Raw genomic sequence first — 19318 nt, 5'->3', positions numbered from 1 at the left:
TTACGGATTATTAAGGAAAAAGGTGTTGCATTCCGTTCAGCGCGGTGATTGAATCCTGAGCCATGCGCCCGGGGAACCGTCTCATTGCCATCTGTGCCGCCGTCGGACTGAGTCTGGCGAGCGTCAGTGCGTGGGCCGGTGAAGTCCGTCAGGTCCTGCTGAATACCGGCGCCACCGGCACCCGTGCCGAGATCTCGCTGGTCGGCAGTGGCGGTTACAAGACCTTGTCGCTGGCCGGACCGAACCGCCTGGTGGTCGATTTCCCGGACTCCAGCGCCATACGCAACCTGAAAATGCCGGCCGCGCAGGGCGTGGTCACGGCGGTGCGTACCGGACAGCCGGTGCCGGGGACCTTCCGTGTCGTTTTCGACCTTGCTGAATCGGTGGCGCCGTTCCGCCCACAGATGCAGCGCGAAGGCAATGAATCCAAGCTGGTGATCGAATGGCCGGGCGATGGCCCGGCCGTGGCCGCCAGCCGCCCGCCAGCGACGCCGGCGGTGCAGCCGCAGGCACCGGTCAACACGCCCGCACCGACGCCGGCCGAGAGCGCGCAGTCGCGCAACGACGCCGCGCGCGCCACCGCGCTGTTGACCGCGCAGGTACAGCAGCAGGCCAGCGCCGCCGCTGCCACACCGGCTACTCCGACCCCGGCCCCGTCCACTGCACCGGCCCAGGTCGCGGCAGCGGGCACGGCTGCCAGCAGCACGCCGTCCGCATCGCCGGCTGCCATCCTTGCCGGCCAGCGTACCGCTGCCGTGGTAACCACGCCGCCGGCCACAGCGCCTGCACCGGTTCCAACCACGGTGGTGCCACCGCGTCCGGCAATGCCCAGCGATGCCTCGCGCATCCGCATGCAGGCTGGCATGCGCCACCTGGTGGTGGCCATCGATCCAGGCCACGGCGGCCAGGACCCCGGTGCGATCGGCCCGACCGGCAAGCGCGAGAAGGATGTGACCCTGGCCGTAGCGCGTGAGCTGGCCCGTCAGGTCAACGCGACGCCGGGCCTGAAGGCCTACCTGACCCGCGACAGCGACGTGTTCATTCCGCTGCCGATGCGCGCGCAGAAGGCGCGTGCGAACAAGGCCGACATCTTCATTTCGATCCATGCCGATGCGGCGGAAAACCGTTCGGCCACGGGCTCATCGGTGTACGTGCTGTCGACCAAGGGCGCTTCTTCGCAGCGCGCCCGCTGGCTGGCGGACAAGGAAAACGCGGCCGACCTGGTCGGTGGCGTGCGCCTGCAGCAGACCGAAGGCACGCTCGCCAACGTGCTGCTGGATCTGGCCCAGAGCGGCTACATGAAGGCGTCCGAGGACGCGGCCGGCCATGTGCTGGGCGGCCTGAAGCGGATCGGCAACAACCACAAGCCGAACATCGAGCGCGCCAACTTCGCGGTGCTGCGTACTTCGGACATGCCGGCGATGCTGGTGGAAACCGCGTTCATTTCCAATCCGGATGAAGAGCGCCGCCTGATCGACCCGGCCTACCAGCGCAAGATCGCCGGTGCGGTGCTGGACGGCGTGCACACGTTCTTCAGCCGTCAGCCGCCGCCGGGCACGTTGTATGCCGCCCGGGCCCAGGCCGAGATCGACGCCGCCGGCACCATGGCCGGCGGCAGCAAGTAACCCGCCGAAGGCGGGTTACTGCTTTCTGTAGAGTCGAGCGGCGCTCGACCGGGCCTTCCCGGTAGCCCGTCAGTCGAGCATGGCTCGACTCTACCCTCGGCCGCTCCGTTATCATCCCCGCATGACGTCTGCTACCCATCCGCGCCCGATCCGGCCGTTGCCGGAGATCCTCATCAACCAGATCGCCGCTGGCGAAGTGGTCGAACGTCCCGCGTCGGTGGTCAAGGAGCTGGTCGAGAACGCGATCGATGCCGGCGCCAGCCGCGTTGATATCGATCTTGAGGAGGGCGGTGTCCGCCTGATCCGCATCCGTGACAACGGCAGTGGCATCGCACCGGAACAGTTGCCGCTGGCGGTGTCGCGCCACGCCACCAGCAAGATTGCCGATCTGGACGATCTTGAATCGGTGGCCACGCTCGGTTTCCGGGGTGAAGCGCTGCCGTCGATCGCCTCGGTCAGCCGCTTCACCCTGTCCTCGCGTCGCGCACATGACGAACACGGTTCGGCGCTGCAGATCGAAGGCGGCAAGATCGGCGAAGTGACGCCGCGCGCGCATGCGCCGGGCACCACGGTGGAAGTGCGCGAGCTGTTCTACAACGTACCGGCGCGGCGCAAGTTCCTGCGCGCCGAGCGCACCGAGCTGGGCCATATCGAAGAATGGCTGCGTTCGCTGGCGCTGGCGCGGCCGGATGTCGAACTGCGCGTCTCGCACAACGGCAAGGCCTCGCGTCGCTACAAGCCGGGCGATCTGTATTCCGATGCGCGATTGGCCGAAACGCTGGGCGAGGATTTCGCCAACCAGGCCGTTCGCGTCGACCACAGCGGTGCCGGCCTGCGCCTGCACGGCTGGATCGCGCAGCCGCATTATTCGCGCGCCAGCGCCGACCAGCAGTACCTGTACGTCAACGGCCGCTCGGTACGCGACCGCAGCGTCGCCCATGCGGTGAAGATGGCCTATGGCGATGTGCTGTATCACGGCCGCCAACCGGCCTACGTGCTGTTCCTGGAGCTTGACCCGACCCGCGTCGACGTCAACGTGCACCCGGCCAAGCACGAGGTGCGCTTCCGCGACTCGCGGCTGGTGCATGATTTTGTCTACCGCACGCTGAAGGATGCGCTGGCCGATACCCGCGCCGGCATGTCGGTGCAGGACATCGGCGCCGGCTCCGCGCATCCGGTGGATGCAGGCGCGGCACCGATGGTCTCCAGTGCGGGTGCCTCCGGTTTCGGTCTGGTACGCGGTGCCGCACCGGGTGCCGGTTCGAGTGGTGGCGGTGGTGGATTCTCGGGTTGGCGCCCGCAGCAACCGCTGGGATTGCAGGTGGCCGATGCACCGGCGGCTTATGCCGCGCTGTATGCCGCACCGGCCGGCGCCGAACGCGGTGCTGCGCTGCCGCCGATGCCGACCGAGAACGGGCTGCCGGTCACCAGTGCCGACGCTGGCGTGCCACCGCTGGGCTACGCGATCGCGCAGCTGCATGGCATCTACATCCTGGCCGAGAACGCCGAAGGCCTGATCGTGGTCGACATGCATGCGGCACACGAACGCATCGGTTACGAGCGGCTGAAGAACGCGCACGATGGCATCGGCCTGCAGTCGCAGCCGTTGCTGGTGCCGATCACGCTGGCGGTGGGCGAGCGCGAAGCCGACACCGCCGAGAATGAAAGTGAAACCCTGGCCGCACTCGGCTTCGAAGTGACCCGTGCCGGCCCCGGTGCGCTGCACGTGCGCAGTATTCCGGCGCTGCTGGCGCATGCCGAACCGGAAGGCCTGCTGCGCGACGTGCTGACCGACCTGCGCGAACACGGCCAGAGCCGGCGCGTGGCCAGTGCACGCGACGAACTGCTGTCGACCATGGCCTGCCATGGCGCGGTGCGCGCCAACCGGCGCCTGACCGTGCCGGAAATGAACGCGCTGCTGCGCGACATGGAAATCACCGAGCGGTCCGGCCAGTGCAACCACGGCCGGCCGACCTGGGCCCGTTTTTCGCTGGCGGAGATCGACCGCTGGTTCCTGCGCGGACGTTGAGGGGAGCATCGATGCGTTATCGGGGAATGGGCGGCCTGCTGGCCGCTTTGGTGTTGGCCGCCTGCAGCCCGGCGACGCCGCCGGCACCGGCCTCGGCCGCGGAGGATCCGTCCTATGCCGCCGAGCAGCAGCAGTGGCGGGTGGCACGCTATCAGGACCTGACCCGGCCCGATGGCTGGACCGCGCTGGTCGGCCTGCACTGGCTGCAGAACAAATCCCACTTCGTCGGCAGCGGCGCGACCAATGGCATCCGCCTGGCGGTTGGGCCGGACAAGCTGGGCCTGCTGCGCCGTGAAGGCAGCCAATGGTGGTTCACGCCCGAAGCCGGCGTGGATGTCAGCCATGATGGCCAGCCGGTGCGCGGCCGCATCCGCATCGACACCGACAAGGATCCCCAGCCGACGCTGCTGGCGTTCGATGGCGGCAAAGGCCAGCTCAGCATCATCCGCCGCGGTCCGCGCGATGCGCTGCGGGTCAAGCACGCCGATGCGCCGGCACGTCGCGATTTCGGTGGGCTGGAGTACTGGCCGGGCGGCCCGGACTGGCAGGTGCAGGCGCGCTTCATCGCGCACCCGCCGGGCAAGACCCTGCCCATCGTCGACATCACCGGCCTGACCACCGAAATGCCCAATGCCGGCGCGGTCGAGTTCCAGCGCGATGGCCGCAGCTGGCGGCTGGAGGCGATCGGTGCGCCGGGGCAGCCGCTGTTCCTGATCTTTGCCGATCGCACCAGTGGCCGCGGCAGCTATCCGGCCGGTCGCTACCTGGATACCGATGCCCCCGCTGCCGATGGCACCGTGCGCATCGATTTCAACCATGCCTACAACCCACCGTGTGCGTTCACCGCCTACGCGACCTGCCCGTTGGCGCCACCGGAAAACCGGTTGGACCTGCGTGTGGAAGCGGGCGAGAAGGCGTACCACCTGCCTGAAGGAGAAGGCTGATATGCCGATCAGATCCCTGTTGCGTGCCACCGTTCTGTTGGCGGCCTGTGCGCTGGCACCGCTGGTTGCAGCGCGTACCGTGCAAGCCGATACCGCTGGCGCAGCGGCGGCCAAGCCGCCGGTGCCGTTGCTGTGGAAAGTGACCGGCCCGGGTGACTCGCGCCTCTACCTGCTCGGTTCCTTCCACCTGCTGAAGCCGCAGGATTACCCGTTGTCGCCCGATGTTGAACAGGCGTTCGAGGCTTCGCAGCGGGTCGTGTTCGAACTGTCGCCGGAAGACATGCAGTCACCACAGCTGGCCAGCCGCATGGTGCAGGCGGCGGTGCGCACCGATGGCAGCGAGCTCAAGCGTGATCTGGATGCCGCGACCTGGCAGAAGCTGCAGGTGTTCGCCACCGAAAACAAGCTGCCGCTGGCGCAGATGCAGGGGATGAAGCCGTGGTTTGTCGGCCTGAGCATTTCGGTCGGGCAGATGCAGAAGCTGGGCCTGGACCCGGCACTGGGCCTGGACCGTCACTTCATGGAGCGTGCGCAGAAGACCGGGCGCAAGACTGCGGGACTGGAAGACATCGACACCCAGATCGGCATGCTCGACGGAATGACGCTGCAGGAACAGCGGCAGATGCTGGCCGAAGCGCTGGACCAGGCCGGCAAGGCCGACGAGCAGGCACGCCAGCTGCACGACGCCTGGCGCCGCGGTGACGAGCGCGTGCTGTGGACCCGGATGGCGGCGGAAATGCGCCAGCAGTATCCGCAGCTGTATCAGCGCATCAACACCGGCCGCAATGACGCCTGGGTGCCGAAACTGCTGCCGTACCTGCAGGCCGGGCAGGGCGGTACGCTGGTGGTGGTCGGCACGCTGCACCTGCTGGGCAGTGATGGCGTGGTCGAGAAGCTGAAGGCGAAGGGTTACAAGGTCGAGCGCGTATGCACGGGGTGCAAGGCGAAACGCTGACGTATCGTGGCGCGATGCCAAACAAAACGGCGCGCCAGGGGCGCGCCGCTTTCGTATCAGCCGATGCTGCAGCTCAGCGGCGGGTCTTGCCGCCGGTGCCGGTGCCCGGTTCGTTCGGCTTGTTGCCGGTACCTGCGCCGGTTCCCGTTCCGGTGCCGCCCGGACGCGGGCCACCGAAGCCGGTGCCCATGTTGCGCTGGAATTCCTGCCACAACTCCAGGTTGCGCTCGGTCAGCTGGTTCATCATCGCCCACGGGGTCTGCCCCAGCAGGTTGCCCATCTGCTGGCGGAACTGTTGCTGCTGGTCGAGGAAGACCTGCATGCTGCGCTCCAGGTAGTTGCCCATGAAGCCCTGCAGGGAATCGCCGTAGAAGCGGATCAGCTGGCTCAGCAGCTGGGTGGACAGCATCGGTTCGCCGTCCTGTTCCTGGTCGGCGATGATCTGCAGCAGGACCGATCGCGTGAGGTCGTCGCCGCTCTTGGCGTCGCGGACTTCGAAGTCTTCACCGTCCAGGATCAGCTGGCGCACGTCCTCGATGGTGATGTAGCTGGAGATCTCGGTGTCGTAGAGACGGCGGTTCGGATACTTCTTGATGATGCGGGTCGCAGCCATGAAGCGGTACTCGTCACAGTAGACGCGCAGCATGGCGCAGTGCAGCAGCCGTTGCAACCGCCTCAGCCCCCGCCAGGCTTGGCTTTCGGCGGCGATCATGTTGCGCAACAAGGGTTTGCGTGCTGCGCAGCATGACCATCGGCAGGGGCCGGCGGCGTTCGCCGCGATGGCCCGCTGCGCGGCTTACCAACCCATATGGTGGCCGCCGTTGATGTCCAGGTTGCTACCGGTGATCCACGAGGCTTCATCGGCGACCAGGAACGAGACGCCGTAGGCGATTTCCTCCGGCTTGCCCAGGCGTCCGGTGGGGATGTCGGCGATGATCTTGGCACGCACCTCCTCCGGCACCGCCATCACCATGTCGGTAGCGACGTAGCCGGGCGAAATGGTGTTGACGGTGATGCCAAAACCGGCGTTCTCGCGGGCCAGCGAGATGGTGAAGCCGTGCATGCCGGCCTTGGCCGCCGCGTAGTTGGCCTGACCGTACTGGCCCTTCAGGCCGTTGATCGAGCTGATCTGGATGACCCGGCCCCAGCCGCGGCGGCGCATGCCCTCGATGACCGGCCGGGTGACGTTGAACACCGAATTGAGATTGGTATTGATCACATCGTGCCACTGGTCCGCGCGCATGCGGTGGAAGGTGGTGTCGCGGGTGATGCCGGCGTTGTTGACCAGGATCTCGACCGGACCCAGTTCGGCCTCGACGGCGCGCACCAGCGCTTCGGCGCTGTCCGGATCGGAGACATCGCCCGGGAAGATCGACACGCTGTAGCCGCGTTCGGTCATCGCCTGCTGCCAGGCGCGGGCCTTGGCCTCGTCGCGGTAGTTGGTGGCGACCCGGTGGCCCTGGTCGGCCAGGCGTTGGCAGATGGCGGTACCGATGCCGCCGGTTCCGCCGGTGACCAGTGCGACGCGAGATGTCATGGAGTGCTGTCCGGGTATCAGGTGGGGGAAGGGTGATTCTGCAACATCGGCGCGCAAAGTGCGCCGGCCGGCAACAGGATGTCGCTACGCGGCAACCGCGCCGGGTCGAAGGCCTGTCGAGCGGTGGCCAGCAGCGCGTCCAGATCGTGTGCCTGCGCCAGCGCCTCAGGGGCTTGGCCGAGCAGCTGCCAGAGCTGGCGCAGCACCGGCAGCGGGCGTGCGCTGTCCACCGGCAGCGCCGCCAGTGACTTGGACAGCTTGTGGCCCGGCGTATCCAGCAGCAGCGGCAGGTGCCAGTAGCGCGGCACCGCCAGACCCAGCGCCTGCTGCAGCAGGATCTGCCGTGCGGTGGAGTCGAGCAGGTCGGCACCGCGCACCACTTCGGTCACCCCCTGCGCGGCGTCATCGACCACCACCGCCAGCTGGTAGGCCCAGCAGCCATCGGCGCGGCGCAGCACGAAGTCGCCGACCTCGGCATGCACGTCCTGCTGCTGCGGGCCGCGCAGGCCATCGTCGAAGTGCACAAGGCTGCCGGGCGGCACGCGGAAGCGGACGGCCGGGTCCGGTCGTGGTTGCCGGGCGACGCAGCGGTGATGGATGCCGCCGCTGGCGGCAAGGTCGCTGCGGCTGCAGTGGCAGACAAAGGCCTGGTCGCTGGCGAGCAGTTCATCCAGCGCGGCCTGGTAGGCCTCGCCGCGCGTGCTCTGCCAGAGTACCGGGCCATCGTGGACCAGGCCGAACGCGGCCAGCGCCTGCAGCTGTGATTCCGCTGCACCGGGCACGGTGCGCGGCGGGTCGACGTCTTCGACGCGCAGCCGCCACAGGCCGCCGTGATGGCGGGCAAGCAGCCAGCTGCCGAAGGCGGCGAGCAGGGATCCGGGGTGGAGCAGGCCGGTCGGCGAAGGGGCGAAGCGGCCGCAGGGAATGGGGGAGGTCATGCTGGCTGAATCGTCGGTCAGGTTGGCGCTTGAATTCAAGCTGACCGCACCGCAAATTGATCGATATCAACCCCTTCCGAGCCGGAATTTCCCATGTTCACCCGTATAGCCCTCTTCCTGGCCACGAACTTTGCCGTGCTGATCCTGGCCAGCATCGTGATGTCGCTGACGGGAACCGACCCCAGCAAGATGAGCGGCCTGCTGATCATGGCCGGCATCTTCGGTTTCGGTGGCTCCTTCATCTCGCTGCTGCTGTCCAAGTGGATGGCCAAGCGCTCCACCGGTGCGGTGGTCATCACCGAGCCGCGCAACCAGACCGAGCGCTGGCTGCTGGCCACCGTCGAGCGTCAGGCCAAGGCGGCCGGCATCGGCATGCCGGAAGTGGCCGTGTACGAAGGTCCGGAGATCAATGCCTTCGCCACCGGTGCCAACCGCAACAACGCGCTGGTGGCGGTGTCCACGGGCCTGCTGCACAACATGAGCGAAGACGAGGCCGAAGCGGTGCTGGGCCATGAAATCGCCCACGTCGCCAACGGTGACATGATCACCATGGCGCTGCTGCAGGGTGTGCTGAACACCTTCGTGATCGTGCTGGCCCGCGTGGTCGGCGGCATCATCGACAGCGCGCTGTCGGGCAACCGCGAAGGCGGCGGCCGCGGCTTCGCCTACTACATCATCGTGTTCGTGCTGGAGATGGTGTTCGGCCTGTTCGCCACCATGATCGCGATGTGGTTCTCGCGCCATCGCGAGTTCCGCGCCGACGCAGGCGGTGCCTCGCTGGCCGGCCGCCAGAAGATGATCGCCGCGCTGGAGCGCCTGCAGCTCAACCACGGCCAGAGCACGCTGCCGACGCAGATCGCGGCGTTCGGTATTGCCGGTTCGACGGCGAAGAAGCTGTTCATGAGCCACCCGCCGCTGGAAGAGCGCATCGCCGCGCTGCGGGCGTCGACGGTGGCGTAAGCTTCCGTACTTCCACGGTAGTGCAGGAACGCCTGGCCTCGCGCCGGGCGTTTTTGTTTGCGCGCCGACGCATTGGCGGCGCCGTCCATGACCCGGCGAGAGTCATTTCCGCGACCGCGGAGGGGTGTCACTTTCTTTGCTCGTGCAAAGAAAGTAACCAAAGAAACACGCCGCCGGGGCGCGAGCCGATGCTGCGCATCGGTTCCCTGCGCTTCTCGGCGAATCAGGGGGCGGCGCCGAACTCGCTTCGCTCAAACATCGGCGCCTCTTCGCCCCTGATTCCCCTGCGATGCTCGGCTCGCTCAAGGCGGACTCAAGGTCAAATGCCACAGCTGCACCCGGTAGATCCACGCCATGCATGGATGCTGTTGCCCTTGCCCTTGCCCTTGCCCTTGCCCTTGCCCTTGATCTTGACCTTCCAGTCCGCCTTCAAGCGAGCCGAGCACCGCAGGTCCGGCGAGGGCGAAGAGGTGCGGGTGTCTGAGCGCAGCGAGTTCCCGCACCGTCCCTCGACGGACCGAGGAGCGCAGGGTACCGATGCGCAGCGTCGGCTCGCGCCCCGGCGGCGTGTTTCTTTGGTTACTTTCTTGATGGCGCACGTCCATGTGCGCCACCCTACGGGCCGGCTACGCCGTTCCGGGCTGCTCCTGCAACTCGGTGCACGAGCAAAGAAAGTGACAAGCACGATCACCGCGGATACAAAAACGGCACCTTCGCAGGTGCCGTCTCCATGAACCGCGTTACGCGGAACCTCAGAACTTCGCGTCGAACTCCGCCGCGTAGCCGGTGTTCACCAGCACCTTCTGCAGCGACTCGGCCACCTTCAGGTTGCCGGCCACGATCTGGTGGGTCTCCGGACCGCGGTTGTCCATGCGGCCCAGGGTCGCGCCCTTGAAGTCGCAGACCTTGCCACCGGCCTCGCGGACCAGCAGCAGGCCAGCGGCGATGTCCCACGCCTTCACACCGGCTTCGAAGTAGGCGTCGGCGCGACCGCAGGCCACGTAGGCCAGGTCCAGTGCAGCCGAGCCGGTGCGGCGGATGTCTTCGCCGTGCACCAGCAGGGCGTCGACCGCCTTCAGCTGGGCGCTGGCACGGTTGCGCTCACGCGGCGCGAAGCCGGTGTGGATCATCGTGCCTTCCAGATCCTTGCGTTCGGCCACGCGGATGCGGCGGTCGTTCAGCACGGCGCCGGCGCCACGGCTGGCGGTGAACAGTTCATTGCGCAGCGGGTCGAAGATGACCGCATCGGTCGGCTCGCCGTTCTCGACCAGGGCGATCGACACGCAGTAGTGCGGCACGCCGCGCAGGTAGTTGCTGGTGCCGTCCAGCGGGTCGATGACCCACATGTGGCGACGCTCGCCCTGCACGCCACCTTCTTCGCCGAATACACCGTATTCGGGGTAGGCGCGCTTGAGTTCCTTGACGATGACCTTTTCCGCGTCCGCATCCACTTCGCTGGCGTAGTCCATCCGGCCCTTCTGCACCACGTTCAGTGCCTCGAGCTTGTTGATGTTGCGCAACAGGACGTTGCCGGCGAGGCGGGCGGCCTTGACCATGACGGTTACGGCGGGTTTCTGCATGGCGTGGGCTCCCGGAAAGGCAGAAGAGATGGACTGGCGGGGGAAAAGAGCGGGTCCGGCGCAGTGGCCGGCCGCACAGTTTACCATTGGTCATCGTCCAGCTCGACCTTTTCCCTGTTCATGTCCCAGTTTCCTGCCGCCACCCGCCTCCGATTCGTCCTGGTCGGTACCCAGCACCCCGGCAACATGGGCGCTGCCGCCCGCGCCCTGAAGACCATGGGCCTGGCTCGCCTGGTGCTGGTTGCCCCCGAAAAGCCGCTGGACGAGGAGGCCTTCCGCCGCTCGGCCGGTGCCGAAGACGTGCTGGGGGATGCCCCGGTGGTGGCCACCCTGGCCGAGGCGGTGGCCGATTGCCGCCTGGTGCTGGGCTGCACCGCCCGCGCACGCCGCGTCCAGCTGGAGGAGTACCTGCCGGCCGATGCCGCTGCCCGCGCGGTGGCCAAGGCCGGCGAGGGCGCCGAGGTGGCGCTGGTGTTCGGCCGTGAGCGCACCGGCCTGACCAACGAGGAACTGCAGCTCTGCCATGCAGCGGTGCACATCCCGTCCGACCCGGAGTTCAGCTCGCTCAACCTGGCTGCCGCCGTGCAGGTGCTGGCCTATGAAACGCGCATGCAGCTGCTGGGCGCGCAGCCGGCCACCGATGCCGAGCCCGGCTTCCGCGAACAGGCGGCCAGCCACGAGCAGATGGAGAGCTTCTTCGCCCAGCTTGGCGACACGCTGGAAGAGATCGATTTCCACAAGGGCCGCGCCCCGGAATCGGCGATGCGCAAGCTGCGCCGCCTGTTCCTGCGCAGTGAGCCGAGCGAGCAGGAAGTGCGCCTGCTGCGCGGCATCCTCGCCGACACCCAGCGCATGGCGCGACTGGCCCAGGCAGGCGGCAAGGACAGCTGACGACGTTCTCATTTTTTCGGGTAGTCTGTCCGGATACCCAGGGGGGATGAAGCCTGTGTCGGGTCTGCGAAAGGCAATGCAGGGGGGACTGCTGAGCCTGGCCATGGTCCTGCTGGCCGGGACGGTGCGTGCAGCACCGGACCCGGTGCTGGTGCTGGGCCGGATCAGCGATGATCCCAAGGCCCATTACGAGCAGCTGCAACCATTGCTGGACTACGTGGTGGCGCGCATGCACGACGTTGGCATCAAGGAGGGGAGGATCCTGATGGCACGCGACCCGCAGCAGATGGCCAGCTATCTGCGGCGGGGCAGGGTCGACTGGGTCACGGAAACCTCCGGTACGGCAGTGGCGCTGGGCCAGCGCAGTGGCGCCCGTCCACTGCTGCTGACCGAGCGCAACGGCGTGCGTGATTACCAGACGGTGTTCTTCGTGCGCCGCGACAGCCCGATCCAGCGCGTGCAGGATCTGCGGGGCCATCGCCTGGCCCTGCAGAACACGGCGTCCACCAGTGCCTATCTGGTGCCGGTGATGACGTTGCTGCAGGAGGGCCTGTCGCCCCAGATCCTGGCCGGTGCATGGGACATGCCGGGCCGGGACAGTGTGGGTTACGTATTTGCACGCAGCGAGCTGAACATCGCGACGTTCGTGCACAAGGGGGTGGTTGACGTGGGGGCGGTGAGCAGCGTGGACTGGAACGACGAGCGGCGGATGCCGGCAGCGTTCCGGCGCGACTTCCGCGAGCTGCTGCGCACCGAGCCCTACCCGCGTGCGGTGGAGATGGTCCGCGCCGACCTTGATCCACGCGTGCGCGATCGCCTGCAGGAAGTACTGCTGCAGGCAGCCAGCGACCCGCAGGCACAGGGGGCGCTGCATCGGTTTTTTGGCACTTCCGGGTTCCACCGCGTCGATGCGCATGCGCAGCAGCGGTTGGATGAATTGAAACAAGGATTGACGCGCGTGCGGATGGAAGTGGAATGAAGTGGCTTGGCTCTGGGATGCAGGCCCGGTTCCTGCTCGCGATGGGCGGGGCGATGGTCGTGGTGATCGCGATCCTTGCGGTGTTGTTGGGGCGGCAGGCCGCGATGCAGGGCGAGGTGCGCAACCTCAGCGGCGGCGTCATCCACGAATTGTTCGACCGCAGCGTGCGCAGTCGCGGCGAGGCGATGGCGCGTGAGCTGTCCGACGCGCTGGCCAACCCGTTGTACTACCGTGACCTGGACCAGGTGGGCGTACTGGTGCGCAGTACCGCGCGCCAGCCCGTGGTGCGCTATGTACTGGTGTTCGATGAACGCGGCCGGCTGGTACACGATGGCTCGGTCGAGGTGTCTGGATTCGGTCAGCCGATGGCCGATCCACTGGCACCCAAGGCCGCGGCCGCGCAGATGCTGGTCGTGCAGGAATCGCCGAAGGTGCTCGACAACGCCATGCCGATCATGATCGGCAACCAGCGCATTGGCGGCGTCCGGGTCGGCATGGCGCTGGATGAGGTGCAGCAGCGCGAGCAGGCGGCCAACGCCACCCTGGGCGAGCGCCTGCAGCAGGTTGGCAGCCGTCACCTGGGCTGGCTGCTGCTGATGCTGGGCCTGCTGGTGGTGATCGGCGTGGTGGTGATCCTGTACGTGCAGCGCACCCTGGTCGCGCCGATCCGTGATCTTGCCGTCGCCGCCCGCCGCATCGAGGCCGGTGACTACCAGACACCCCTGGCCGAGAACACCCGCGACGACGAGGTCGGCGAACTGGTCCGCGGTTTCGCCCGGATGCGCGATGCGATCGCACGCCATGACCGCGAAGTGCGGCGCATGGCCTATACCGACGCGCTGACCGGGCTGACCAACCGGCTGGCATTCCGCGAGGCGCTTGATCATCGGTTGATGGCGGCCCGTGCCGCCAATCACCGGCTGGGCCTGCTGTTCGCCGATATCGACGATTTCAAGCGGGTCAATGACACCCTTGGCCACGAGGCCGGCGATGAGGCATTGCTGCAGTTCGCCCAGCGTATCGGCCGTGCGGTCACCGAGGCCGGGGGCGATGAAGCCCTGCTGGCCCGCTTCGGCGGCGACGAGTTCGTGATCCTGGTCGGCGATGGTGATGTGGCCGCCAACGCGCGGTTGCTGGCCGAAGTGCTGGTGCGCGAGCTGGGCAAGCCGCTGGTGGTGCAGGGCAGGGAACTGTTCCTGGGCACCTCGATCGGCGTGACCCTGTTCCCCGACGATGCTGCCGATGCGACCACGCTGCTGAAGAACGGCGACATCGCCATGTACCAGGCGAAGATGGCCGGCAAGAACTGCTATCGCTATTACAGCCGGGCGATGGACCATGCGGTCGAGCGTCGCGTGCATATGGAACAGGAGCTGCGCGGCGCCTGGGAGCGCGGTGAGCTGCGCCTGGCCTACCAGCCGATCTTCCGCATGCGCGACCGCCGCATGGTCGGCGTTGAAGTACTGCTGCGCTGGCAGCATCCGACCCTGGGCACGATCCCGCCCTCGGTGTTCATCGAGGTGGCCGAGCAGAGTGGCCTGATCGAGATCATTGGCCCGAAGGTGCTGCGTGCGGCCTGCATGGAGGCCTCGCAGTGGCCGCGCGGGGCAGCGGGCGATGATCTGTTCGTGTCGGTCAACGTGTCACCGCGGCAGCTGCGTGGCGGCGAACTGCCGGCACTGGTCGCGCAGTGCCTGCATGAGTCCGGGCTGCCGGCGTCGCGCCTGCACCTGGAGCTGACCGAAACCGCCGTGATCGGCGACGAGATGGTTGCCGCGCAGCTGCTGGACAAGCTGCACCGCACCGGCGTGAAGGTGTGGCTGGACGATTTCGGTACGGGCTTCTCCGGGCTCAGTCATCTGCGCCAGGTGCCCGTGGACGGCGTGAAGATCGACAAGAGCTTCGTTGCCGACATGCAGCGCGATCCCGACGACCTTGCGCTGACCACGGCGATCATCGCCATGGCCCACGCGCTGGGCATCACCGTGGTGGCCGAGGGCATCGAGCAGCAGGCACAGTTCGAGCTGCTGGCGCAGCGCGGCTGCGACCTTGGCCAGGGCTACTGGCTGAGCCACCCGGTGACCGCCACCGAAGTGGTGCGGATGATCGAATCGGGCGTCTGACCCCCAAAAAGGGGACGGAGGGAATTAAGTCGCAAATGCATAAGCGACTTAATTCCCTCCGTCCCCTTTTTTGTTACACCGGGCGCTTGCTCGGGTCGCCGGGCAGTTCGCGCACCAGCTTGGGGATCAGGTAGCCGGACAGGCGTGCGGTCAGGCCGGCAATCAGCGCCTTGGCCTGGGTGTCGTCCACTTCGAAGTGGGCCACGCCCTCGACCCGGTCCAGCTGGTGCAGGTAATAGGGCAGCACGCCAGCAGCAAAGCTGCGCTCGCTCAGGTCCTGCAGGGCCTGCACGCTGTCGTTGACCCCGCGCAGCAACACCGCCTGGTTCAGCAGTTGCGCACCGGTGCCACGCAGGCGCGCCATGGCCGCGTCCACGCTGGCGTCGAATTCATTGGCATGGTTGGCGTGGACCACGATTGCCAGTGGCCAGGGCAGGCTGCCCAGCCAGGAGACCAGTTCATCGTCCACGCGTTCCGGCAGCACGATCGGCAGCCGGGTATGGATGCGCAGGCGGCGGATGTGCGGTATCTGGCGCAGGGCGTCGGTCAGTTCCACCAGTTTGTGCGTGGCCAGCGACAGCGGGTCACCGCCGGACAGGATCACCTCGTCGATGTCCGGATCGGCCGCGATGGCGGCTACGGCCTCCTGCCAGCCGCCCTTGGCGGCGTTCTCCGCGCCATAGTCGAAGTGGCGGCGGAAGCAGTAGCGGCAGTTGATCGCGCAGCTGCCGGTGGCGACCAGCAGGGCGCGGCCACGGTACTTCTGGATGACGCCGGTGGCCTTCTTGGCGGCGCCATCGCCCACCGCATCGAAGCTGAACCCGGGCGCCGGGCGCATTTCCTCGTCGATCGGCAGCACCTGGCGCAGCAACGGGTCGGCCGCATCGCCGGGGCGCATGCGGGCCACGAAGCCCTCCGGCACGCGCAGCGCGAACTGGGCCATGGCCGCCTCCGAGACACCCAGCGCGGCCGGGTCCAGCTGCAGCCGGGCCAGCAGGGCGTGCGGGTCGCGCAGCGCCTGGCGCCAGAGCTGCTGCCAGCGCGCGGGCGCACCTGGCGACTGGGGCCGTGGGAAGGCGGAAAGCTGCATGGAGAGGGGGCCTGCGGTTATCATGGGGGCAGAAAAACAGTCGCCCACCGGCATCCGGTGGGCTTTCCATTCTAACGGCTCGCCGCACCCGCGGCGTTTTTGCCACTCAGGAGTTTACGCATGGCCAGCTACGGCATGAACGACGTCAAGAACGGGATGAAGATCCTGGTCAACAACCAACCGGCCGTCATCATCGACACCGAATACGTCAAGCCGGGCAAGGGCCAGGCCTTCACCCGCGTGAAGTACCGCCTGATCAAGGACGGCCGTACCCAGGAAGTCACCATGAAGTCGACCGACTCGCTGGATGCAGCCGACGTCGTCGATACCGACATGAACTTCATGTACAGCGACGGCGAGTACTGGCACTTCATGGACCCGGAATCCTTCGAGCAGGTCCAGGCCACCAAGGCAGGCATGGGCGGCGCCGAGAAGTGGCTGAAGGGCGAAGAGTCCTGCGTGGTCACCCTGTGGAACGGTGAGCCGATCTTCGTGCAGCCGCCGAACTTCGTTGAACTGAAGATCACCGAAACCGATCCGGGCGTCCGTGGCGACACCTCGGGCGGCGGCGGCAAGCCGGCCACCCTGGAAACCGGCGCCGTGGTCCGCGTGCCGCTGTTCGTGAACCAGGACGAAGTGATCCGCGTCGACACCCGTTCGGGCGAATACTCCGCACGCGTCAAGTAATCCGGCGCAGCCGGATTACGGTAGTGCCGGCCGCTGGCCGGGTACGCGCCATCGCATCCGCGCTGGCGCTCCCATGATCTGCTTCGGCAGATCATGGGCCCCGCTTCACGAGTCTCCAGACCCCGCCGCTTCGCGGCAGCCCCTGACTCAGGGGCGTGTCCCCCAGAAGTATCTCGCCCCACAGCCAGTGAGCCCGCATGAGCGATAGCCCGCACCTCCCCGAAGCCTGCGACCTGCTCATCGAAGCCGGTTACGTCGTTCCGATCGAGCCGCACGCGGTGGTGCTGGAAGACCATGCCGTTGCCGTGCGTGGCAGTGAAATCGTGGCCATCCTGCCGCGTGCCGAGGCGCGCGCGCGGTTCCGCGCCACCCAGGTGGTGAGCCGCCCCGAGGCTGCCCTGATGCCGGGCCTGGTCAATGCGCACACGCACAACCCGATGACGCTGCTGCGCGGCGTCGCCGACGACCTGCCGCTGATGACCTGGCTGCAGCAGCACATCTGGCCGGTGGAAGCGGCGGTGATCGGCCCCGAATTCGTTGCCGACGGCACCACTCTGGCCATCGCCGAGATGCTGCGCGGCGGTACCACCTGTGCCAACGAGAACTACTTCTTCGGCGACGTGCAGGCCGCGGTCTACAAGAAGCACGGTTTCCGCGCGCTGGTGGGCGCGGTCATCATCGATTTCCCCACCGCCTGGGCCAAGACCGATGACGAATACTTCGCCAAGGCCGGTGAACTGCACGACCAGTGGCGCACCGATCCGCTGATCGGCACCGCGTTCGCGCCGCATGCGCCCTACACGGTCAACGATGCCAACTTCGAGCGGGTGCGGATGCTGTCCGACCAGCTCGACATGCAGGTGCACCTGCACACCCACGAGACCGCGCAGGAGATCAACGATTCGATCAAGCTGCACGGCCAGCGCCCGCTGGCGCGGCTGGATCGGCTCGGCCTGGTCAACGACCGCCTGATCGCGGTGCACATGACCCAGCTGACCGATGCGGAAATCCACCTGTGCGCCGAACGTGGCGTCAGCGTGGTGCACTGCCCGGAATCGAACCTGAAGCTGGCCTCCGGTTTCTGCCCGGCCTGCGCCCTGCAGCGCGCCGGCGTGAACCTGGCGATCGGCACCGATGGCTGCGCCAGCAACAACGACCTGGACATGTTCAGCGAGAACCGCACCGCGGCGATCCTGGCCAAGGCCGTGGCCGACGATGCGACCGCGCTCGATGCGGCGACCACGCTGCGCGCCTCCACCCTGGGTGGCGCCCGCGCACTGGGCTTCGGCGACCGCATCGGTTCCATCGAAGTCGGCAAGCAGGCCGATCTGGTCTGCGTCGACCTGTCCGCGCTGGAAACCCAGCCGCTGCACAACGTCCTGTCGCAGCTGGTGTACGCCACCGGCCGCCAGCAGGTCAGCGACGTCTGGATTGCCGGCAAGCCGAAGCTGGTGCAGCGCGAGCTGGTCGGCATGGACCTGCCGGGCATCATCGCCAACGCGCGCCAGTGGCGCGAGCGCATCCGTCATATCCGCGCCTGAACCCCGGCGCCGCAAGGACCCCTCATGACTGCCCCCCACGCTTCCTCCAATTTCGATCAGGCCGAGCTGGACAAGTTCGCCGCGCTGGCCAACCGCTGGTGGGACGCTGACGGCCCGCAGAAGCCGCTGCATGCGCTGAACCCGGTGCGCCTGCAGTACGTGGCCGATCGCGTGCCGCTGCGCGGTGCGCGCGTGCTCGACATCGGTTGTGGTGGCGGCCTGTTGAGTGAAGCGCTGGCCCAGGCCGGTGCTGACGTCACCGCCATCGACCTGGCCCCGGAGCTGGTCAAGGTCGCGCGCCTGCATGCGCTGGAAAGCGGCGCCAAGGTCGATTACCGGGTGCAGGCTGCCGAAGATCTGGCCGCCGAGCAGCCGGGCAGCTTCGATGTGGTCACCTGCATGGAAATGCTCGAGCACGTGCCCGACCCGGGCGCGATCATCGAGGCCTGCAAGCGCCTGCTGAAGCCGGGCGGCCACCTGTTCCTGTCGACCATCAACCGCACCGCCGCCGCCTTCGCGGTGGCGATCGTCGGCGCCGAGTACGTGGCGCGGCTGCTGCCCAAGGGCACGCACCACTACCAGGAATTCATCAAGCCTGCCGAGCTGGCGCGCTGGCTGCGCGAGGCCGACATGCAGCTGGTGGATGTCAGCGGCATGGCCTACGAGCCGTGGCGCAACCATGCCCGCCTGAGCAGCCGTACCGACATCAACTACCTGGCCTACGCGGTCAAGCCGGCATGACCGCGGCCCGCTTCCCGCGCGCGGTGCTGTTCGACCTGGATGGCACGCTGCTGGACAGCGCACCGGACTTTGTCGCCACCTGCGACGCCATGCTGGCCGAGCGTGGACGCGCACCCATCGATCCGGCCGCGCTGCGCCCGGTGGTGTCGAAGGGCTCGCGGGCGATGGTCTCGGCTGCGTTCCCGGAACTGGACGTTGCCGCACGTGACGCGCTGATCCCGGAATTCCTGCAGCGCTACGAAGCATTGATCGGCCAGCACGCAGTGCTGTTCGATGGCGTGGCCGGCATGCTCGCCGCGTTGGACGATGCCGGTACGGTGTGGGGCATTGTCACCAACAAGCCTGAATACCTGGCGCGCTTGATCCTGCCGCAGCACGGCTGGCAGCAGCGCTGTGCGGTACTGGTCGGTGGTGACAGCCTGGCCGAACGCAAGCCGCATCCGCTGCCGTTGCTGCACGCCGCGCAGGCCATCGGCATTGCCGCCGAAGACTGCGTGTACGTGGGTGACGACGAGCGCGACATCATCGCCGCGCGTGCCGCGGCCATGCCGTCGGTGGCGGCGTTGTGGGGCTACCGCCTGCACAGCGACGATCCGCTGGCCTGGCAGGCCGACGTGCTGGTCGAGAACGCCGAACTTCTGCAACTGGCCAGCCTCTGGCCGACCCGGCCGGCAGCCCCGGCCCAGCCGTAAGGAATC

17 protein-coding genes are annotated in these 19318 nt (G+C 67.5%); 12 read left to right on the top strand and 5 right to left on the bottom strand.

The window, feature by feature from the left end; translation table 11 throughout:
- Window positions 1-62: 62 nt before the first annotated feature.
- The 4 genes from ACZK33_RS15970 (at window position 63) to ACZK33_RS15955 (ending at window position 5553) form a co-directional block, all read left to right on the top strand.
- Window positions 63-1625, top strand: coding sequence for an N-acetylmuramoyl-L-alanine amidase (locus ACZK33_RS15970; protein WP_032130507.1), 1563 nt, complete (start codon window positions 63-65; stop codon window positions 1623-1625).
- Between the two features lie 121 nt (window positions 1626-1746).
- Entirely contained in the window at window positions 1747-3654 is a 1908-nt protein-coding gene (gene mutL / locus ACZK33_RS15965; protein ID WP_032130257.1) for a DNA mismatch repair endonuclease MutL, read from the top strand.
- Between the two features lie 11 nt (window positions 3655-3665).
- The gene (locus ACZK33_RS15960; protein WP_071229702.1) at window positions 3666-4598 is read left to right on the top strand and encodes a DUF1684 domain-containing protein; all 933 of its coding nucleotides are present in this window, start codon (window positions 3666-3668) and stop codon (window positions 4596-4598) included.
- 1 nt (window position 4599) lies between these two features.
- Window positions 4600-5553, top strand: coding sequence for a TraB/GumN family protein (locus tag ACZK33_RS15955; protein WP_125895514.1), 954 nt, complete (start codon window positions 4600-4602; stop codon window positions 5551-5553).
- A gap of 73 nt (window positions 5554-5626) precedes the next feature.
- Here ACZK33_RS15955 and phaR read toward each other — a convergent pair whose 3' ends face one another.
- From phaR to gluQRS, 3 genes are all read right to left on the bottom strand, one after another.
- Entirely contained in the window at window positions 5627-6166 is a 540-nt protein-coding gene (gene phaR / locus ACZK33_RS15950; protein ID WP_032130258.1) for a polyhydroxyalkanoate synthesis repressor PhaR, read from the bottom strand.
- A 183-nt stretch (window positions 6167-6349) separates the two neighbouring features.
- The gene (phbB, locus tag ACZK33_RS15945; RefSeq protein ID WP_049423910.1) at window positions 6350-7090 is read right to left on the bottom strand and encodes an acetoacetyl-CoA reductase; all 741 of its coding nucleotides are present in this window, start codon (window positions 7088-7090) and stop codon (window positions 6350-6352) included.
- A gap of 17 nt (window positions 7091-7107) precedes the next feature.
- Window positions 7108-8028 (bottom strand): tRNA glutamyl-Q(34) synthetase GluQRS, encoded by a 921-nt coding sequence (gene gluQRS / locus ACZK33_RS15940; RefSeq protein ID WP_423173867.1) that lies wholly within the window; start codon window positions 8026-8028, stop codon window positions 7108-7110.
- A gap of 93 nt (window positions 8029-8121) precedes the next feature.
- Between gluQRS and htpX the strand changes: the two genes are divergently transcribed.
- Window positions 8122-8988, top strand: a complete 867-nt coding sequence (gene htpX, locus ACZK33_RS15935) for a protease HtpX (protein ID WP_019336842.1) — start codon at window positions 8122-8124, stop codon at window positions 8986-8988.
- A 752-nt stretch (window positions 8989-9740) separates the two neighbouring features.
- Here the strand turns inward: htpX and ACZK33_RS15930 are convergent.
- Window positions 9741-10568: an inositol monophosphatase family protein gene (locus tag ACZK33_RS15930; RefSeq protein ID WP_049401244.1), complete on the bottom strand. Its 828-nt coding sequence runs from the start codon at window positions 10566-10568 to the stop codon at window positions 9741-9743.
- A 120-nt stretch (window positions 10569-10688) separates the two neighbouring features.
- Between ACZK33_RS15930 and ACZK33_RS15925 the strand changes: the two genes are divergently transcribed.
- The 3 genes from ACZK33_RS15925 to ACZK33_RS15915 all read left to right on the top strand — a co-directional run bounded on the left by ACZK33_RS15925 (window position 10689) and on the right by ACZK33_RS15915 (window position 14561).
- Window positions 10689-11459 (top strand): RNA methyltransferase, encoded by a 771-nt coding sequence (locus ACZK33_RS15925; protein WP_423173868.1) that lies wholly within the window; start codon window positions 10689-10691, stop codon window positions 11457-11459.
- 76 nt (window positions 11460-11535) lie between these two features.
- The gene (locus tag ACZK33_RS15920) at window positions 11536-12438 is read left to right on the top strand and encodes a phosphate/phosphite/phosphonate ABC transporter substrate-binding protein (RefSeq protein ID WP_032952775.1); all 903 of its coding nucleotides are present in this window, start codon (window positions 11536-11538) and stop codon (window positions 12436-12438) included.
- On the top strand, window positions 12435-14561 hold the full coding sequence (locus ACZK33_RS15915; protein ID WP_049460742.1) for a putative bifunctional diguanylate cyclase/phosphodiesterase: 2127 nt from the start codon (window positions 12435-12437) through the stop codon (window positions 14559-14561). Before ACZK33_RS15920 ends, ACZK33_RS15915 begins: the two co-directional genes overlap by 4 nt.
- Before the next feature lie 73 nt (window positions 14562-14634).
- Here the strand turns inward: ACZK33_RS15915 and epmB are convergent, their stop codons facing one another.
- A complete protein-coding gene (epmB, locus tag ACZK33_RS15910; RefSeq protein WP_423173870.1) occupies window positions 14635-15651 on the bottom strand; it encodes an EF-P beta-lysylation protein EpmB in 1017 nt (338 codons plus the stop codon).
- Window positions 15652-15771: 120 nt separating this feature from the next.
- Here epmB and efp point away from each other — a divergent pair, with 120 nt between their 5' ends.
- The 4 genes from efp to ACZK33_RS15890 all read left to right on the top strand — a co-directional run bounded on the left by efp (window position 15772) and on the right by ACZK33_RS15890 (window position 19312).
- The gene (gene efp / locus ACZK33_RS15905; RefSeq protein WP_005410381.1) at window positions 15772-16338 is read left to right on the top strand and encodes an elongation factor P; all 567 of its coding nucleotides are present in this window, start codon (window positions 15772-15774) and stop codon (window positions 16336-16338) included.
- A 197-nt stretch (window positions 16339-16535) separates the two neighbouring features.
- On the top strand, window positions 16536-17879 hold the full coding sequence (locus tag ACZK33_RS15900; protein ID WP_014037873.1) for a TRZ/ATZ family hydrolase: 1344 nt from the start codon (window positions 16536-16538) through the stop codon (window positions 17877-17879).
- Between the two features lie 24 nt (window positions 17880-17903).
- The gene (ubiG, locus tag ACZK33_RS15895; protein WP_014037872.1) at window positions 17904-18620 is read left to right on the top strand and encodes a bifunctional 2-polyprenyl-6-hydroxyphenol methylase/3-demethylubiquinol 3-O-methyltransferase UbiG; all 717 of its coding nucleotides are present in this window, start codon (window positions 17904-17906) and stop codon (window positions 18618-18620) included.
- On the top strand, window positions 18617-19312 hold the full coding sequence (locus ACZK33_RS15890; RefSeq protein ID WP_110712927.1) for a phosphoglycolate phosphatase: 696 nt from the start codon (window positions 18617-18619) through the stop codon (window positions 19310-19312). Before ubiG ends, ACZK33_RS15890 begins: the two co-directional genes overlap by 4 nt.
- The last annotated feature ends 6 nt before the right edge of the window (window positions 19313-19318 follow it).

The sequence above is a fragment of the Stenotrophomonas sp. 86156_Sma genome (assembly GCF_056481625.1).
The sequence above is the reverse complement of the archived record's forward strand: the minus strand, read 5'-3'. Positions and strand labels throughout refer to the sequence as shown.

Excerpts from the sequence above, each read along its gene's own strand:
- ACZK33_RS15970 (WP_032130507.1), top strand. The coding sequence starts at position 63 with ATGCGCCCGGGGAACCGTCTCATTGCCATCTGTGCCGCCGTCGGACTG.
- mutL (WP_032130257.1), top strand. The coding sequence starts at position 1,747 with ATGACGTCTGCTACCCATCCGCGCCCGATCCGGCCGTTGCCGGAGATC.
- ACZK33_RS15960 (WP_071229702.1), top strand. The coding sequence starts at position 3,666 with ATGCGTTATCGGGGAATGGGCGGCCTGCTGGCCGCTTTGGTGTTGGCC.
- ACZK33_RS15955 (WP_125895514.1), top strand. The coding sequence starts at position 4,600 with ATGCCGATCAGATCCCTGTTGCGTGCCACCGTTCTGTTGGCGGCCTGT.
- phaR (WP_032130258.1), bottom strand. The coding sequence starts at position 6,166 with ATGGCTGCGACCCGCATCATCAAGAAGTATCCGAACCGCCGTCTCTAC.
- phbB (WP_049423910.1), bottom strand. The coding sequence starts at position 7,090 with ATGACATCTCGCGTCGCACTGGTCACCGGCGGAACCGGCGGCATCGGT.
- gluQRS (WP_423173867.1), bottom strand. The coding sequence starts at position 8,028 with ATGACCTCCCCCATTCCCTGCGGCCGCTTCGCCCCTTCGCCGACCGGC.
- htpX (WP_019336842.1), top strand. The coding sequence starts at position 8,122 with ATGTTCACCCGTATAGCCCTCTTCCTGGCCACGAACTTTGCCGTGCTG.
- ACZK33_RS15930 (WP_049401244.1), bottom strand. The coding sequence starts at position 10,568 with ATGCAGAAACCCGCCGTAACCGTCATGGTCAAGGCCGCCCGCCTCGCC.
- ACZK33_RS15925 (WP_423173868.1), top strand. The coding sequence starts at position 10,689 with ATGTCCCAGTTTCCTGCCGCCACCCGCCTCCGATTCGTCCTGGTCGGT.
- ACZK33_RS15920 (WP_032952775.1), top strand. The coding sequence starts at position 11,536 with ATGCAGGGGGGACTGCTGAGCCTGGCCATGGTCCTGCTGGCCGGGACG.
- ACZK33_RS15915 (WP_049460742.1), top strand. The coding sequence starts at position 12,435 with ATGAAGTGGCTTGGCTCTGGGATGCAGGCCCGGTTCCTGCTCGCGATG.
- epmB (WP_423173870.1), bottom strand. The coding sequence starts at position 15,651 with ATGCAGCTTTCCGCCTTCCCACGGCCCCAGTCGCCAGGTGCGCCCGCG.
- efp (WP_005410381.1), top strand. The coding sequence starts at position 15,772 with ATGGCCAGCTACGGCATGAACGACGTCAAGAACGGGATGAAGATCCTG.
- ACZK33_RS15900 (WP_014037873.1), top strand. The coding sequence starts at position 16,536 with ATGAGCGATAGCCCGCACCTCCCCGAAGCCTGCGACCTGCTCATCGAA.
- ubiG (WP_014037872.1), top strand. The coding sequence starts at position 17,904 with ATGACTGCCCCCCACGCTTCCTCCAATTTCGATCAGGCCGAGCTGGAC.
- ACZK33_RS15890 (WP_110712927.1), top strand. The coding sequence starts at position 18,617 with ATGACCGCGGCCCGCTTCCCGCGCGCGGTGCTGTTCGACCTGGATGGC.